Annotated in this window: 18 protein-coding genes; 7 read left to right on the forward strand and 11 right to left on the reverse strand. The window is 49.2% G+C overall.

All coding sequences use genetic code 11. The features are described from left to right. Positions 1-14 precede the first annotated feature (14 nt). Positions 15-818, forward strand: a complete 804-nt coding sequence (locus IPL85_05950; GenBank protein ID QQS19777.1) for a prephenate dehydrogenase — start codon at positions 15-17, stop codon at positions 816-818. Here the strand turns inward: IPL85_05950 and IPL85_05955 are convergent. Further along, positions 815-1,291, reverse strand: a complete 477-nt coding sequence (locus tag IPL85_05955; GenBank protein ID QQS19778.1) for a response regulator — start codon at positions 1,289-1,291, stop codon at positions 815-817. The genes IPL85_05950 and IPL85_05955 overlap by 4 nt on opposite strands. 72 nt (positions 1,292-1,363) lie before the next feature. Between IPL85_05955 and IPL85_05960 the strand changes: the two genes are divergently transcribed. From IPL85_05960 to pgi, 5 genes are all read left to right on the forward strand, one after another. After that, positions 1,364-2,416 (forward strand): hypothetical protein, encoded by a 1,053-nt coding sequence (locus IPL85_05960; GenBank protein QQS19779.1) that lies wholly within the window; start codon positions 1,364-1,366, stop codon positions 2,414-2,416. A 2-nt stretch (positions 2,417-2,418) separates the two neighbouring features. After that, the gene (locus tag IPL85_05965; GenBank protein QQS19780.1) at positions 2,419-3,828 is read left to right on the forward strand and encodes an aspartate kinase; all 1,410 of its coding nucleotides are present in this window, start codon (positions 2,419-2,421) and stop codon (positions 3,826-3,828) included. Next, a complete protein-coding gene (asd, locus tag IPL85_05970) occupies positions 3,825-4,913 on the forward strand; it encodes an aspartate-semialdehyde dehydrogenase (GenBank protein ID QQS19781.1) in 1,089 nt (362 codons plus the stop codon). Before IPL85_05965 ends, asd begins: the two co-directional genes overlap by 4 nt. A gap of 1 nt (position 4,914) precedes the next feature. Next, positions 4,915-5,289 (forward strand): riboflavin kinase, encoded by a 375-nt coding sequence (locus IPL85_05975; protein QQS19782.1) that lies wholly within the window; start codon positions 4,915-4,917, stop codon positions 5,287-5,289. A gap of 135 nt (positions 5,290-5,424) precedes the next feature. Continuing rightward, positions 5,425-7,053: a glucose-6-phosphate isomerase gene (pgi, locus tag IPL85_05980; GenBank protein QQS19783.1), complete on the forward strand. Its 1,629-nt coding sequence runs from the start codon at positions 5,425-5,427 to the stop codon at positions 7,051-7,053. Here pgi and IPL85_05985 read toward each other — a convergent pair. Together IPL85_05985 and IPL85_05990 are read right to left on the reverse strand one after the other, a co-directional pair. After that, positions 7,025-7,531: a hypothetical protein gene (locus tag IPL85_05985; GenBank protein QQS19784.1), complete on the reverse strand. Its 507-nt coding sequence runs from the start codon at positions 7,529-7,531 to the stop codon at positions 7,025-7,027. The genes pgi and IPL85_05985 overlap by 29 nt on opposite strands. Positions 7,532-7,704: 173 nt before the next feature. Beyond that, positions 7,705-7,881, reverse strand: a complete 177-nt coding sequence (locus IPL85_05990) for a DUF1508 domain-containing protein (protein QQS19785.1) — start codon at positions 7,879-7,881, stop codon at positions 7,705-7,707. Between the two features lie 89 nt (positions 7,882-7,970). Here IPL85_05990 and IPL85_05995 point away from each other — a divergent pair, with 89 nt between their 5' ends. Further along, positions 7,971-9,107 carry a quinone-dependent dihydroorotate dehydrogenase gene (locus tag IPL85_05995; GenBank protein QQS19786.1) on the forward strand — a complete coding sequence of 379 codons (1,137 nt, stop codon included), beginning with the start codon at positions 7,971-7,973 and terminating at the stop codon, positions 9,105-9,107. A gap of 74 nt (positions 9,108-9,181) precedes the next feature. On the opposite strand, the gene IPL85_06000 is transcribed toward IPL85_05995, so the two are convergent. The 8 genes from IPL85_06000 to rpsP form a co-directional block, all read right to left on the reverse strand. Further along, complete coding sequence (locus tag IPL85_06000; GenBank protein QQS19787.1) at positions 9,182-9,385, reverse strand: hypothetical protein; 204 nt, start codon at positions 9,383-9,385, stop codon at positions 9,182-9,184. 140 nt (positions 9,386-9,525) lie between these two features. Then, positions 9,526-9,741, reverse strand: a complete 216-nt coding sequence (locus IPL85_06005; GenBank protein QQS19788.1) for a general stress protein — start codon at positions 9,739-9,741, stop codon at positions 9,526-9,528. 68 nt (positions 9,742-9,809) lie between these two features. Beyond that, positions 9,810-10,109, reverse strand: a complete 300-nt coding sequence (locus tag IPL85_06010; GenBank protein QQS19789.1) for a S26 family signal peptidase — start codon at positions 10,107-10,109, stop codon at positions 9,810-9,812. Between the two features lie 10 nt (positions 10,110-10,119). Further along, a complete protein-coding gene (gene sodN, locus IPL85_06015) occupies positions 10,120-10,500 on the reverse strand; it encodes a superoxide dismutase, Ni (GenBank protein QQS19790.1) in 381 nt (126 codons plus the stop codon). 34 nt (positions 10,501-10,534) lie between these two features. Further along, the gene (locus IPL85_06020; GenBank protein ID QQS19791.1) at positions 10,535-11,497 is read right to left on the reverse strand and encodes a hypothetical protein; all 963 of its coding nucleotides are present in this window, start codon (positions 11,495-11,497) and stop codon (positions 10,535-10,537) included. 160 nt (positions 11,498-11,657) lie between these two features. Beyond that, positions 11,658-12,299 (reverse strand): tRNA (guanosine(37)-N1)-methyltransferase TrmD, encoded by a 642-nt coding sequence (trmD, locus tag IPL85_06025; GenBank protein ID QQS19792.1) that lies wholly within the window; start codon positions 12,297-12,299, stop codon positions 11,658-11,660. A 479-nt stretch (positions 12,300-12,778) separates the two neighbouring features. Further along, a complete protein-coding gene (locus tag IPL85_06030) occupies positions 12,779-13,288 on the reverse strand; it encodes a KH domain-containing protein (GenBank protein ID QQS20451.1) in 510 nt (169 codons plus the stop codon). A gap of 165 nt (positions 13,289-13,453) precedes the next feature. After that, complete coding sequence (gene rpsP / locus IPL85_06035) at positions 13,454-13,879, reverse strand: 30S ribosomal protein S16 (GenBank protein QQS19793.1); 426 nt, start codon at positions 13,877-13,879, stop codon at positions 13,454-13,456. Between the last annotated feature and the right edge of the window lie 5 nt (positions 13,880-13,884).

The following is a 13,884-nucleotide window of genomic DNA, read 5'->3' on the forward strand; positions in this document are numbered from 1 at the left end:
GAAAAGGAAACCGTATGGCAGAACATTTACCGCAAATAGAAACTGTAGGCGTTATCGGCTTAGGAGCAATGGGGCGCTTCATATGTCAAAAGATGCTAGGTGATTATCAAGAAGTTATCGGTTACGACCCAAGCCAAGATGCTATTAAAGGACTAGGTGGTATTGTTAGACCAGCCAGCCTAGCAGAGTTAGCCGAGCAAAGTGATGCTCTTATCCTCGCCGTTCCTGTGGCTGCGCTTAGTGGCCTCATAAGACGTCTTAAGCCAGAATTAACAAAGAAAGCACAGAAGCCACTACTAGTTGAAATGTGCTCAGTCAAAGAATACCCGGAAAAACTGTTCAAAAAACATCTTGATGGCTACGAAGAACTGCTACATGTTCATCACCTTTTCGGACCACAGAGCGCTCAAAACTCTTTTGATGGCCATAAAATATTTGTTACTAGTCAAACAGGTCAGCTAGCTAGCCAGATGCTTGGTTCGTGGGGTCAACTTAAGCTCGATGTAGCTCCGCTATCGGCCGAAAAACACGACAAGTTGATGGTAGTAAAACAAGTTATCCCCTTCTTTGTTGGTCGTATGTTAAATAGAATCGGCTACACTGGCGATAATATATACGACGCAAGAACACCATCCAGTGATGGAATGCAGTACGTCGTAGACCTTGACGAGAAACAATCTGAGGAGCTCTATAGAAGTGTGCTAAAGTACAATCGATACGCTAAGCCGGCTATACGCCTCCTTATGGAAAAAGGGCTTGTTGAGCTGTCGGAGTTGGAAACGCTTTGGGGAGAATTAGAAGAGGAGCTTGCCGCTTAAACTTGCGGGGCTTCGTGAAAGGGGACATCGGCCAGCGTTGAGCCAGCTGGCGGTACATCTGTTGGGCTTGGAGGTACCGGCTGAACTTCGGGGCGAAGGATACTGTTTACTATTTTGTCGACAGTGTCTTCCGTCATCATCGCCTTCACGCTGTAGCCGGAAATACCAAGGTCGCGTAAGTCTTTGGGTGCTTCCGTTTCATTGAGATTCGATATGACATAGACGGGGATATTTTTACCCCATTCGCTGGCACGCATAGTTGCTAGCACCTGTCCGCCGGATATATCAGGGATCATAAGATCTAGTAAAACTAGGTCAGGCATTTCTTTCTGTATAAAATATAGGCCGGTTATGCCATTGTAGGCGACATAACAGGTGTAACCCAGCAGCTCGAGTCGAGTTTTGTATATTTCAGCAAGCGCCGTGTTATCCTCGACAATGATAATATTCTTAGAGGCATATTGTTGATTCATAGGCTTGATTGTAGTACAGACGCTAGCCATTTGCTAATATAAAGTAAGTATCAGTTTTAGAGAGGAGAGAAAATGTCAGAATCCGTCAGGACGTGGGGTTTAATTGGACAAGGAAACATTGGCCGTGAGCTCGAACGCCAGATTGGACAACCGCATGTGGCAAAAAGACTCGGCCTGCAACCGCGACCGGCAATGATTGTAGAAGCAAACGGCATAATGGACGCCGACGGCGTGCTCAACCCTTCCCTAGTGTTTGCAGACGCGGATTTACCAGATGTGCTTTTTTTGGCCATACCCTCTGGAGGTGATGGCAAACTAGCCCATGGCTACACATCGACCATACTGCAAAAAGGCAAGCTTGCCGTGACTGCCGAAAAAGCAGCCCTCTCACATTTCTTCTCAGATCTCAAAATCGCCTCAGACAACTTCAGCCGATTTGGCATCACCGCAAGCGTGGGTGGCGGTACGCGTATGCTTCGACTCGCCGAACAGTACAACATAGACCAGGCAAATATTACCGAAATGCATGCCGTTCTCAACGGTACACTCACTGCCATAATGAGTGAGGTTGCGCCTGTAGCTGGCACGCCGTTGCCACTTGAGGAAGCCGTTTCTAACGCCGTCGCTGCAGGGTTCGCAGAACCGGGCGCCGACTCACCGCAAGCGGTGCTCCGCGGTGAGGCTGAGGGAGATATTCCAAAAAAAATGTCCATCATTTATAACTTCTTGAAACTTGGCGAGAGTGTAATCAGCTCAGACGATCTTGCGTTTTCCCTTTCCGACGAAGATATCAACGCCGCTGTTTCCGCTACTGAGCCTCACCGCTTCATCGTTTCATTCTACCCAGTAGCGAACGCTCCGCAAAAAGTTGAGCGTTTCGGCGGTTTTGAAAAGGTCATCGATAGTTGGAAATTGGTCGCTGGTTTTCGCGCACTCAGTGACAACCCGCTTTTTGCTAGTTTTGCACCACTCAGCGCAGCTGGAAACGGTCTGGTGATTGGTCTTGGCCCAAACCTCAGCGACGGTATATACACAGTGACCGGTCCAGGCGCGGGAGTACAACCAACTGTAAATGCCATGATAGATGACTATGTTCGACTCAGCCGCGCTGGAGCCGACCAATGATCGTGATGAAGTTTGGCGGTACTTCTGTGGGGAGTGCTGAACGTATTCGAGAAGTGGCAAAACTAGTCGCTCGGTACCGGGATCGCCATCCCGCCGTTGTTACTTCTGCAATGACACAAATCACGAATCAGCTTGAAGACATGGCTCGGCTCGCGGTAACAGGTAACCGCAAGCGCGTCATTGCAACAAAACTAGCTGCTCTCAAGGCCGCACACGATGAAGCTATCACCGGGCTGGAGCTTGAACCATCGGCCGAAGCAGATCTGCGAGAAATTATTAATTCAAAAATCGTCATACTCGGCAACATACTAAAAAGCGTGACCGCCCTAGGGGAGCTCACGCCACGCGGACGCGACCTAATACTATCTTTTGGTGAGCGCCTGTCTATTCACTTGGTTGCAGCGGCGCTTAATAACCAAGGTGTCCCAGCGGTAGCCGTAAACGCGACCGATTTTTTGCTAACAGACGATAACTTCAATGATGCACAGCCTCAACTACTACCATCCAAAAAGAAAGCGCAGAAGCTGTTGTTGCCTCTTATTGAAGCCGGGACTGTCCCCGTCGTGACGGGTTTTATAGGCGCAACACGCGACGGTGTCACCACCACACTTGGGCGGGGTGGTTCCGATTTTTCGGCAACCATCTTAGGCTACTGCTTAGACGCTGAGGAAGTCTGGATCTGGACTGATGTCGATGGCGTCATGACAAGCGACCCACGCACGGTGCCGGATGCTCGCTCCATAGAACGTATGTCCTACGAAGAAGCCTCCGAACTCTCCTACTTTGGAGCAAAAGTTATCCACCCACGCACCATGACCCCAACAGCCGAACTCGGCATACCCATTGTTATAAAAAATACCATGAACCCAAGCCACCCGGGCACGCAAATCACGCCAGCTGGCGACCAAGATACAACTGGCGCCAAAGCCGTTTCACTCATGAAGAACCTAGCCATGATTACCATACAGGGAAAAGGTATGCGTGGCGTCTATGGGACTGCTGCAAGGGTATTCGACACTCTTGCCGCTGCACGGGTAAACATACTGTTTATATCGCAGGCATCTTCAGAAAACAACATTACGCTCGTCGTTGAAAAATCGGCCGGTAAAGCTGCGACTCGCGCATTGCGCCAAACATTTGCCACCGAAGTTCGGGCTAAGCGGATAGATTTTGTAGAATACCAGACAGGCGTATCACTGATAGCAGTTGTTGGTACGGGCATGCGGCACCACATGGGTATGGCAGGACATATTTTTAGTGCACTAGGTCGTGGCGGCGTGAATGTCATTGCCATTGCTCAGGGGTCATCCGAGCTAAACATAACCATGGTTGTACGTGATACAGACGACGCCGTAGCCTTGCAGTGTATTCACGATGAGCTGTACGGTAGCCAGAAAGGAGATCACTCATGAATACTTACCGAGCAGCCGTGCTCGGCGCAACCGGTATGGTGGGTCAACGGTTTATTTCCCTACTCGAAAATCACCCGTGGTTCCATGTGACGACCGTCGCAGCCTCACCACGTTCTGCCGGAAGGACCTACAGCGAAGCCGTCGGCAATCGTTGGGCTATGAGCACTTCTATCCCAACAGAGATTGCCGAGCTGGAAGTACTTGCAGTTGAAGCCGATATTTTACAAATTACCCAAGCCGTCGATGTCGTTTTTTGCGCACTCGACATGGAAAAAGAAGACATTCGGCGCATAGAGGTAGCCTACGCAGCAGCAGGAGTGGCGGTCATCTCAAACAACTCCGCCCACCGTTGGACGCATGACGTACCGATGATAATGCCAGAGGTCAATCCCGAGCACGCTGCACTGATAGACGCTCAGCGGAAAAACCACGCCTGGTCAACCGGCTTCATTGCCGTTAAGCCAAACTGCTCCATTCAGTCCTATGTAACTGTCTTAACCGCGCTTAGCTCGTTCCAGCCAGTAGGAGTCGGTGTCACTAGCCTCCAGGCCATTTCCGGTGCTGGCAAGACCTTTGCAACGTGGCCAGATATGGTAGACAACGTCATTCCCTTCATTGGGGGCGAAGAAGAAAAGTCCGAGAAAGAACCAATGAAAATTTGGGGCTCGTTAACGAAGGATAAGATTGAGCTTGCCACAAGCCCGGTGATTAATGCGACATGTATCCGTGTCCCAGTTAGCGATGGCCACATGGCATCAGTTCAAGTAGTTTTCGATGGTTCGCCTACGAAAGAAGACATTGTCAAAGCCGTAACAAAGTTTCGCAGTCCCCTGACTGCGCTCGGCCTGCCTTCAGCGCCAAAACAGCTCATCCAGTACTTCGAGGATACTAGCCGACCACAAACAAAACTCGACCGCGATTACGAAAACGGCATGGGCGTCAGTATGGGTCGCCTCCGCCAGATTAGCGAGCATGACTGGCAGTTTGTCGCCCTCGCACACAACACCGTTCGCGGTGCGGCCGGTGGTGCCATCCTCATGGCCGAACTCCTTGCCGCCAAGGGGTATATTGTCAATCGTACCTAGTATGAAGCAGCCCGATAACTATTCCGGCATTGTTTTGCGCGGCAACCAATATGGTCGGACGCTGGGGTTCCCTACGGCTAATTTTGACGCTGACATTTTAAAGCATGTCGAGCAAGAAGGTGTTTACGCCTGCTCCGTTCACCTGGGATCGCAGTTTTACAGGGGCGCACTTTACCTGGGGCCAAGAATTGTGCTGCACGAAACAAAACGGGTTTTGGAAATTCATATCCTAGACTTTAACCAGGATATCTACGGCCAAACGCTCTCATTCCAACTCGGTCGCTTCATCCGACCCCCACTGGATTTTGATGGTCTGGGCGCCCTCAAGGCACAATTTGCCGCTGACATCGCCGCTGTTAAGCAAGCAACCCAGTAGTAACCCGAGCACAGATTAAACGCTGAGTTGTAAAGCTCGCCGCCCATGGAGGCTTCGCTCGTTTGCTTTGCCCATTGTGGAAAAAATAAGGATTATCGGTGGAACTTATGCCAAACTGAGGTTATAGTAGTAAGCATGACCAATTCTCAAGATCCAACCAAAACAGCCGCTTGGCAGAAGCTGACTGAACAGTATGCAGGCCTCCAGGACAGCCTACGCGTGCTGTTTACAGCAGACCCGACGCGCGGCCAGCGACTCGCCAAACAAGCTGGAGATATCTATCTAGATTACTCCAAAAACTACGTTACCGACCATACGATGACCATGCTTTTTGAGCTAGCGCAGCAATGCCAGGTAGAGGAGCTGCGTGATGCCATGTTCGCCAGCGAGAAAATCAATACCACAGAGAATCGTGCCGTCCTGCACACCGCGCTCCGCAACCAATCAAACGTCCCCGTGTACGTCGACGGCCAAGATGTCATGCCAGAAATCCGCCGCGTTCTTCAACATATGAGAGAGTTTAGCGTGGCGGTTCGAAGCGGTGAATGGAAAGGACACACCGGCAAACGCATTCGCCATATAGTAAATATCGGTATAGGTGGCTCAGACCTTGGCCCCGTTATGGTCACCGAGGCGCTGAAATTTTACAGCGATAGCAACCTTCATATGCATTTTGTTTCAAACATAGACGGAACACACATAGAACAAACACTACAAGGGCTCGACCCAGCAGAAACACTTTTCATTATTGCCAGCAAAACTTTCACCACTGACGAAACAATGACAAATGCTGCGAGCGCTCGCGGCTGGCTGGTAGAAAAACTCGGCAGCAGCGATGCAGTGCAGAAGCATTTTGTGGCACTAAGCACCAACACTGATGAAGTCAAGAAATTTGGTATAGACCCTGCCAACATGTTTGAGTTTTGGGACTGGGTTGGCGGCCGCTACAGCCTAACAAGCGCTATTGGCCTCAGTATTATGCTCGCCATTGGTCCAGATAACTTCGACGACCTGCTGCGTGGTTTTTATACTATGGATGAACACTTTCGAACGGCACCGCTCGAGCAAAACCTCCCGGTCATTCTTGCGATGATAGGCATATGGAATACTAACTTTCATGGGGCAGAAACGGAAGCCATTCTGCCATACGACCAGTATCTATACCGCTTCCCAGCCTATTTCCAACAAGGCAATATGGAAAGTAATGGCAAAAGCACGCGCAAAGACGGCAGCCCCGTCACTTACGTAACAGGTCCCATCATATGGGGAGAACCAGGCACAAACGGCCAGCACGCATTTTATCAGCTTATCCATCAAGGAACGAGGCTCATCCCTTGCGATTTTATTGGCTTCGCTAAGTCACTGAACGACCCCGATGGCCGCGGCACACACCACCATAAACTAATGGCAAATATGTTCGCGCAGGCTCAGGCACTTGCTTTCGGTAAAACTGCCGATGAAGTCCGCGCCGAGGGAGTACCAGCAGAGCTTGTGCCACACAAAACCTTCTCCGGCAATCGCCCCAGTAACACCATACTGATTCCAAAACTGACACCCAACTCACTTGGCCAACTAATCTCCCTCTATGAACACAAGATTTTTGTGCAAGGTGCCATATGGGGTATAGACAGTTTCGATCAATGGGGGGTCGAACTCGGCAAAGTCCTGGCTAAAGATATCGCCTCGCACTTGAGCGAGGGAACAACGACTAGCTATGATTCATCAACAGCTGCGCTCATCGAGAAGTGGCGTCAGCAACAATAGCTTCTTCACCGCTTACAACTAGATCCAACTCTACGTCGTGAGGTTCGTGGGGGAGAACTCCGAGCTCTGCCCAGGCGTAGGCTAGACCGATTTTTTGGGCTTGTGGCTGAGTCGCAAGCCAGCGGTCGTACCAGCCGCCACCCATTCCCAGACGAAAGTTTTCTCTGTCAAAGCCGACCACCGGCACAAAAATGATATCGAACTGGCCTTTAGGCACTGGCGACTTCGGTTTTGATTCGCCGATGGTAACAGCAACATGCGGTTGGTTGGTTGCGAGCCAGTCAATAACGTAGGCAGTATCTATCTCGCCCAGATCGGGAAGCGAACGATATATATGCACAGTACTAACCCGCGACCAATCACAGACCGCCGGCATCTGCCGGACAACAGCCTCGCTTGCCGCACGTATTTCGCCGCGAGACAATGCCTTTCGACGCTTCAAAAGCTCCATCCGCAACTTTGCCTTTTCAGATTGCATACCAGTATTGTCGCATCAGAAAACAAAATAGAAAACTCCTCTTTAAAAATGGGAGTTTTCTATTTGCACGACTGACTGCGCAAACGAACTTTCCGAACGCTCGCTTTTTTAGCTCACAACCTTCGATCGTTTTGGTCAAAAATCGGTGGTACTTCGGCGGGACGGAGGATTAACTATGATGCAGCTTCAACAACGTCGGCTTCTGCCGCAGCCCGAGTCACTGCTTCACAACCTCGTACCGCACCGTCTTTAGTGGTGTATTCTTCGCCCGTAGCAACAATTTCCCCGTTGCCTGCCTTTAGTCGCCAGCGCCAACCATTTTTGCTTGGGTATACTTCAAACTTTGCCATATACGACCCTCCTTACTTGTACTACTATGATGCGCTAACGGCATTCAAATGACAAGCGTACCCAAGCCGAATGTCGTATACTACATGCAATGCTAGTTCCTTTTTCTGCACTAACGGCTCGCGTATACACGGTTGGGGTCAAGCCAATCCTGTTTCGTCGCAAGCCAGACATTGTCCATGAGCGCATGATAAAAGCTTCCCGTTTTGTTGGCAAAGTTGCCCCTTTACGCTGGCTCACACGCCTAGTGTATCGGCATGACGACAAGCGACTTAGCCAAAACTTTTACGGCACAACGTTCCCTAACCCCGTTGGTCTTGCTGCTGGGCTTGACAAAAATGCCGAAATGGTTGCTGTACTCCCTGCAATCGGCTTTGGCTTTGGCACTATTGGTTCGGTAACGCATCAACCTTGCGCAGGCAACCCGCGGCCTTGGTTTTACCGCCTGCCCAATCACAAATCACTAGTTGTTAATGCAGGCTTAGCAAATGAGGGCGTTGAAAAAATACAAAAGCGTCTCACAAAGTACAAAGCAGCATTGGTCCGAGGGTTTCCTCTAGTTGTTTCCGTTGCAAAAACAAACATCCCCGAAAATTGCACAGATGACGAGGCAATTGCGGATTATTTGGGTAGTTTGGTCAAGCTCAAAGATGAACCGCGGGTGGGTATACTGGAAATCAATATTTCCTGTCCCAACGCTTACGGCGGCGAACCATTTACTGATCCAAAGCGGCTAGAAACATTACTTAGTGCAGTTGATACACTCAAAATTACAAAGCCAATCTGGGTAAAAATGCCTATAAACCACTCCTGGCCAGATTTCGATGCTCTACTAAAAGTCGTTCTCAAACACAATATCCAGGGAGTTACCATTGGCAACCTTAGCAAGGAGCGGAGTATAATTCCATCTGAAGAATTGCCGAATGAGGTTAAGGGCAACCTGAGCGGACTGCCCACTCAAACACTTAGTGACGAGCTGATAGGACAAACCTACCAGTCGTACGGCGACCGACTGACAATCATTGGCGTAGGGGGAATATTTACCGCCGAAGATGCTTACCGCAAAATTCGACTCGGCGCCAGCCTGGTTGAGCTTATCACCGGCGTTATATACGAGGGGCCACAACTTATCGGCCAGATCAATCGCCAACTCGCAAATCAGCTTAGCAAAGATGGGTTTTCAAACATTTCTAGCGCAATTGGGTCTGCTCACAGGCAAAACATTTAACAAAATAAAAAGCCTCGATTACCGAGGCTTTTTACACTTGCAGAAAGACGTTCATCATACACATTCCTCGCGCCCTACAGCGCAAGACCTGCAATACGATGAGCCCTGCGACGACGCTGCCACTTGTCTTCAAAACGTCGTATGACGGCTTGAAGCTCGGCCTCGCTACGCGGGTGCAAGTTAAAGGTTTGTTTAAATATGGTATTCATACGCATTCCCTCCCGTATGACATTTTTATCATACGGCAGGCTGCGATAATCTGCTGTAACGTAATTCACACATATGGTGTGATAAAAGCCACAGTAACGCTACAGATTGCTGACGGTATTACTGGACAAGCACAAACCTGCACTTAATCCAGAGCAATCCAGGGGGTGTTTTAGGTCACTGTTATTTGAAGGCTAAGTACTTGTAGCGTTTACGCTTTGCCGCCTTTGCGGCCCGCTTCTCGCGCGCGCTCGGGGTTGTTCTTGAAATTGCCGGGGCTTATACTGCCACCAGCTTTACCCGCAAGCGATGCGCGCTCGGGGTTGTTCTTGAAATTGCCAGAACTCAGTTTGCCGCCCTTACGACCAGCTCTAGCATGGCCTTCGGAGTCTCCGTGCCAACCCTTACCTGATTGTTCTTTTGCCATACAAAACCCCCGCGCTATTCTGCTATAGCCAACTTACACCCTCGGAGCAGAAATTGCTATAAGATATCTTACACTCTTGGCCACACCACCTTACCCAAAATGTCCTCCTTGGCAACGGGACCAAAGTGGCGACTATCTGTACTTTGAGACAAATTATCTCCCCTAACGTCGTATTTACCACCTTCTACCTTATGAATCCTTTTTATTTTTTCTCGGCCACGGTGCGAGATAACCACGACATCTTCAGGCTCATACTGCCGCTTCCTTACAGCAATAACCACCTGCTCTGGGTCGAGTACTGGCCACATGCTCTTGCCCACCACCCGCCGGATGAGAATAAATGTGCGTCTTTTGGACTCTTGGCTCATATTCTTTTCTCTATTTTTTTGTTTCCCAAAATATTGTTGCAATATCATCAATCATGGTAAGCAGCTTATCCGCTTCAGAAACATCCATATGATGTTTACACTCACCGGCCTGCTTAGTAGCCAGCCAAAACTTGTCGTGAAGATCTGGATATTTCTCGAGGTGAACTGGCTTAAAATAGTCCGTCCAGAGCACCCAAAGGTGATGTTTTACAAGCTCAGCACGCTGCTCAATGAGAATAACGGCGCGCATTTTGTTGTGGTCGTCTAGCCCTTCGTACTTGGCCATCATTGCCTTCACACTCTCAGCTTCAATCCGTGCTTGCGCCGGGTCATACACCCCACACGGCAAATCACAATGCGCATACACCGGTTTAATTCGAAATAGCCTCATGCACTACCCTCCGTTTCTGTTTCTAGTATACACGCTAGTACAAAGAACGGTGTAGTGCTTCTACAAATTGAGGATAGTGAGTATGCGTCGTATGAGAACCGCCTTCAATCATTACAGCACTTACACTAGCACCGCCAGCAATAGAAACAAACTTTAATACCGATTTGATACGTTCATCGATATCTGGTGTATTTGTAAGCACATCATTTCTGCCAGATACGAATAGTACCTTTGCGGTATTTTGCCTTTTAACTAAAGCAACCACATCGTTTAGTAGTGGATCGACTCCCCTATCCGGCCCAGCTGCCAAACCGTAAAGGTAAGACTGGAGCATAGGCAGTGACTTTCCGGGTTTCAAGCCTCTTTGATCATAGGACTTTGGGCGATTTGCTGCCACAATCGCAAGTGTAGCCGCGTTCACTGCCAGCTTATCGGGTGTTTCTGCCTGATGTCTTTTTGCGTGTTTATTCTCGGCTACAAGCATACCCCACGCAAGTTTGGCAGGGCTCATATTAGCCCAACCCGTACGCACATTTTGAAAAACAGTTTCGATACTGTTCATTGGCGCAATAATACCTAGTGCCGTTGTCAAAACAGCACCAGCTGAATCGCTAGTAAGGTGTTGCGGCATTAATTGATTCTGTTCTAAAACTTCACGGAGCGCAATCACTACAGGCAGTGCTGCCTTTTCTTTCCAGTCATATAAGCTTCCATGCTGCGCAAAATATCTGCGCTCTTTGGCGGTCAGAGCTCCGGATAAACCGTTACCGGGCAACGCAACAACCACATGTTTCAGGTTTGAGGCATCTGCTGCTTTAACGGCAGTTTCATACACATTTCCCGAGTTACCTGTCCGTGACGATGAGTATGTACCGGCTTCAAGAATGACTCCGCCCGTAGCCTCGTTGTTTACGGTCACAACCTCAAAAAGATAACGTCCGTCTGTCGAGACAAGCTGCTGGATTCCATCATAAATCTCTGTAATTTTCGTCGCCACTGCGTCCGAATTTTCAGTCAGTCTACCCTGCCGAGCAGTAATAATGGAACCTGGAAGCTCTACCCCCCCCTGAGTATGTAGTCACAGGGACATACTGATGCCCTACTCGGTAAAGGCTTTCTCCAATCATAATGCTGTTATTATACATGTTTTTGTATATTTAGCAAGTTTTTTCACGCCACTTTGCGATGGCGGCGTGATTGCCGTTTTGGAGCACTTCGGGCACTTTGAGGCCTCGAAATTCTGCTGGGCGCGTGTACTGGGGGTACTCTATTGTTTCATCGTCATCTTGGAACGATTCTATGTCTGCGCTAGTTTCGCCGCCAAGTACACCGGGAAGCAGGCGAACAACGCTGTCGATGATGATCATGGCAGGTAGCTCGCCGCCCGTGAGGACATACTTACCCATGCAAAATTGTTCATCGACCCACTGCGTAATGCGCTCATCATAGCCTTCGTACCGAGGGCAGACGACAATGAGCCCGTTTTCATCGGCCGCTAGACGTTTTGCGTCTGATTGTTTATACATCTTGCCTCTGGGGGTCGGTAATATAACTTTTGCTGCAGGGTCTCGATCCTTTGCGAATTCTACAGCCGCCACAACCGGTTCTGGTTTAATGAGCATACCATCTCCACCACCATAAGGCGTATCGTCGACTTGCTTGCGGGGGCCAAGTCCAAAATCCCGTAAATTTATTAATTCATATTGCACAATACCCCGGTTGGCAGCCTTCCACAGCATGCTGCTCCCAAGCATACCGGTAAACATATCTGGAAATAAGGTAATAATCTGAATTCTCATTGGCAACAGTATAACGCACGCATATCATAACGCCCTAATGGTGTACCGGGTATGCAGCCAAACGAGCTGACGGGCGAGTTACGGGGCACTAATTCAAACATATTTCGGTTAAACGAGGAGGGGCATGTTCTCTATGTTACGTATAAACCAAAACCACCCCTGTTACCAGTGGTGGTTTTGTCACATAAAGCTCCCAACGATTTTTTACGGCGTTGGCTCGCACGAGCTACTAGATGTTTTTATTTTATCGGTGTTAGTCTTTGTAAAGACTCCTACTACCCTAGCACGGCATAAGCATTTTGTCCAGCCCACGACACCATTTTTCCCAAACTAACGCACCCCACCCATCAATCCTTCAGAAACAAAACCATGTGAATGAAATGGCCTATAGGTCAGTTTATTCACGCTAATAGAGTGCTCTTGCGCGCACGCGTGCAACGTAGTTGCTGTAATGAGGTGGTGAAGCGCTGGGGTAAAGGTTAGATGTCGAGATCGTCGAGATCGGCAAGCTCCGCACGAGTGCGAGCCATGGCGTCACTTTCTTTTTTCTCAACTGGTTTGTCCTCTTGATCGTCGTCGTCATTCGGTACGGCGGCTGAAACAAATGAGCTGCCTGAGCTGTCGTCTGAAGCGTCATCTGCTACTGGCGCTGCACTGCTACCGTTTCCATCGGCATAGTTACTGCTAGAATCATTCTGTACTCTCTCTGGTCTCTCGGGACGAGGTAGAGGATTGCCGTTTTCGTCTAAGCGGTCAACATCTACAATTTTTAGGTTGTAGCGCGCTTCTTGCTTGGTACCAAGCGCTCGTAGCAAAGTGCGAATACTTTGTGCCGTTGCACCCCGCTTACCAATCACGCGACCAAGGTCTTCTGCGTCTACGGTAAGTTCAAGCAATACACCTTTTTCATCTACGCTGCGTTTTATACTAACTGCCTCTGGTTTTCCGACGAGTGATTTTACTACGTACTCGACGAATTGTTCGTCTATGGTCGCTGACATGCTGCCTCCTATGGCTTAACTGATAGTTACGATTATACCAGTTTGTTTGCTGTTGAGATAGTGTGCAGAAACATTTGAAGTTTAAAAATAAAACAATCTCGGAGCCAGTCCGAGAATGTAAAAAACACCAGTTTAACCCGCTCGCAAAATTACTTATTCAACCGGTTTTTCTTCGGCTACAGGAGTCTCAACTTCTGTAGCAGCTGGTTGCTCAGCCGCCGGTTCAGCATCTGGCTCTTTAGCAGGTGCTTCTTCTTTGGGCTCTTCGGGTTGATTGCGACGAAGTTTTTCTGGGTGGCGGAGCTTGCCTTCTTGTTTTGCGGGTGTTTTCACCCAGCTAGGCAGCTTCATGCCTTCTTTTTTGAAGATCAACACAACCCTATCACTTGGCTGTGCGCCATGATCAAGATAGTGTTGTGCACGCTCTTTGTCTAGATTGAGTGTTTTGGTATGTGGGTCATATGTTCCGACCTGCGCGACAATTTTGCCACTGGTTGGGGTCCGACGGCTGTCTTGCACGACAACGCGGAATTGTGCGTGGCCCTTACGGCCTGTGCGCTGCAAACGAATAACTAACATTCGTT

Source organism: Candidatus Saccharibacteria bacterium (assembly GCA_016699955.1).
Taxonomy (GTDB): domain Bacteria; phylum Patescibacteriota; class Saccharimonadia; order Saccharimonadales; family UBA4665; genus JAGXIT01.

Excerpts from the sequence above, each read along its gene's own strand:
- IPL85_06005 (QQS19788.1), bottom strand. The coding sequence starts at position 9,741 with ATGGCAAAAGAACAATCAGGTAAGGGTTGGCACGGAGACTCCGAAGGC.
- IPL85_05990 (QQS19785.1), bottom strand. The coding sequence starts at position 7,881 with ATGGCAAAGTTTGAAGTATACCCAAGCAAAAATGGTTGGCGCTGGCGA.
- IPL85_05975 (QQS19782.1), top strand. The coding sequence starts at position 4,915 with ATGAAGCAGCCCGATAACTATTCCGGCATTGTTTTGCGCGGCAACCAA.
- IPL85_05995 (QQS19786.1), top strand. The coding sequence starts at position 7,971 with ATGCTAGTTCCTTTTTCTGCACTAACGGCTCGCGTATACACGGTTGGG.
- pgi (QQS19783.1), top strand. The coding sequence starts at position 5,425 with ATGACCAATTCTCAAGATCCAACCAAAACAGCCGCTTGGCAGAAGCTG.
- trmD (QQS19792.1), bottom strand. The coding sequence starts at position 12,299 with ATGAGAATTCAGATTATTACCTTATTTCCAGATATGTTTACCGGTATG.
- IPL85_05955 (QQS19778.1), bottom strand. The coding sequence starts at position 1,291 with ATGAATCAACAATATGCCTCTAAGAATATTATCATTGTCGAGGATAAC.
- IPL85_05985 (QQS19784.1), bottom strand. The coding sequence starts at position 7,531 with ATGCAATCTGAAAAGGCAAAGTTGCGGATGGAGCTTTTGAAGCGTCGA.
- IPL85_05950 (QQS19777.1), top strand. The coding sequence starts at position 15 with ATGGCAGAACATTTACCGCAAATAGAAACTGTAGGCGTTATCGGCTTA.
- sodN (QQS19790.1), bottom strand. The coding sequence starts at position 10,500 with ATGAGGCTATTTCGAATTAAACCGGTGTATGCGCATTGTGATTTGCCG.
- IPL85_06010 (QQS19789.1), bottom strand. The coding sequence starts at position 10,109 with ATGAGCCAAGAGTCCAAAAGACGCACATTTATTCTCATCCGGCGGGTG.
- IPL85_05960 (QQS19779.1), top strand. The coding sequence starts at position 1,364 with ATGTCAGAATCCGTCAGGACGTGGGGTTTAATTGGACAAGGAAACATT.
- asd (QQS19781.1), top strand. The coding sequence starts at position 3,825 with ATGAATACTTACCGAGCAGCCGTGCTCGGCGCAACCGGTATGGTGGGT.
- rpsP (QQS19793.1), bottom strand. The coding sequence starts at position 13,879 with ATGTTAGTTATTCGTTTGCAGCGCACAGGCCGTAAGGGCCACGCACAA.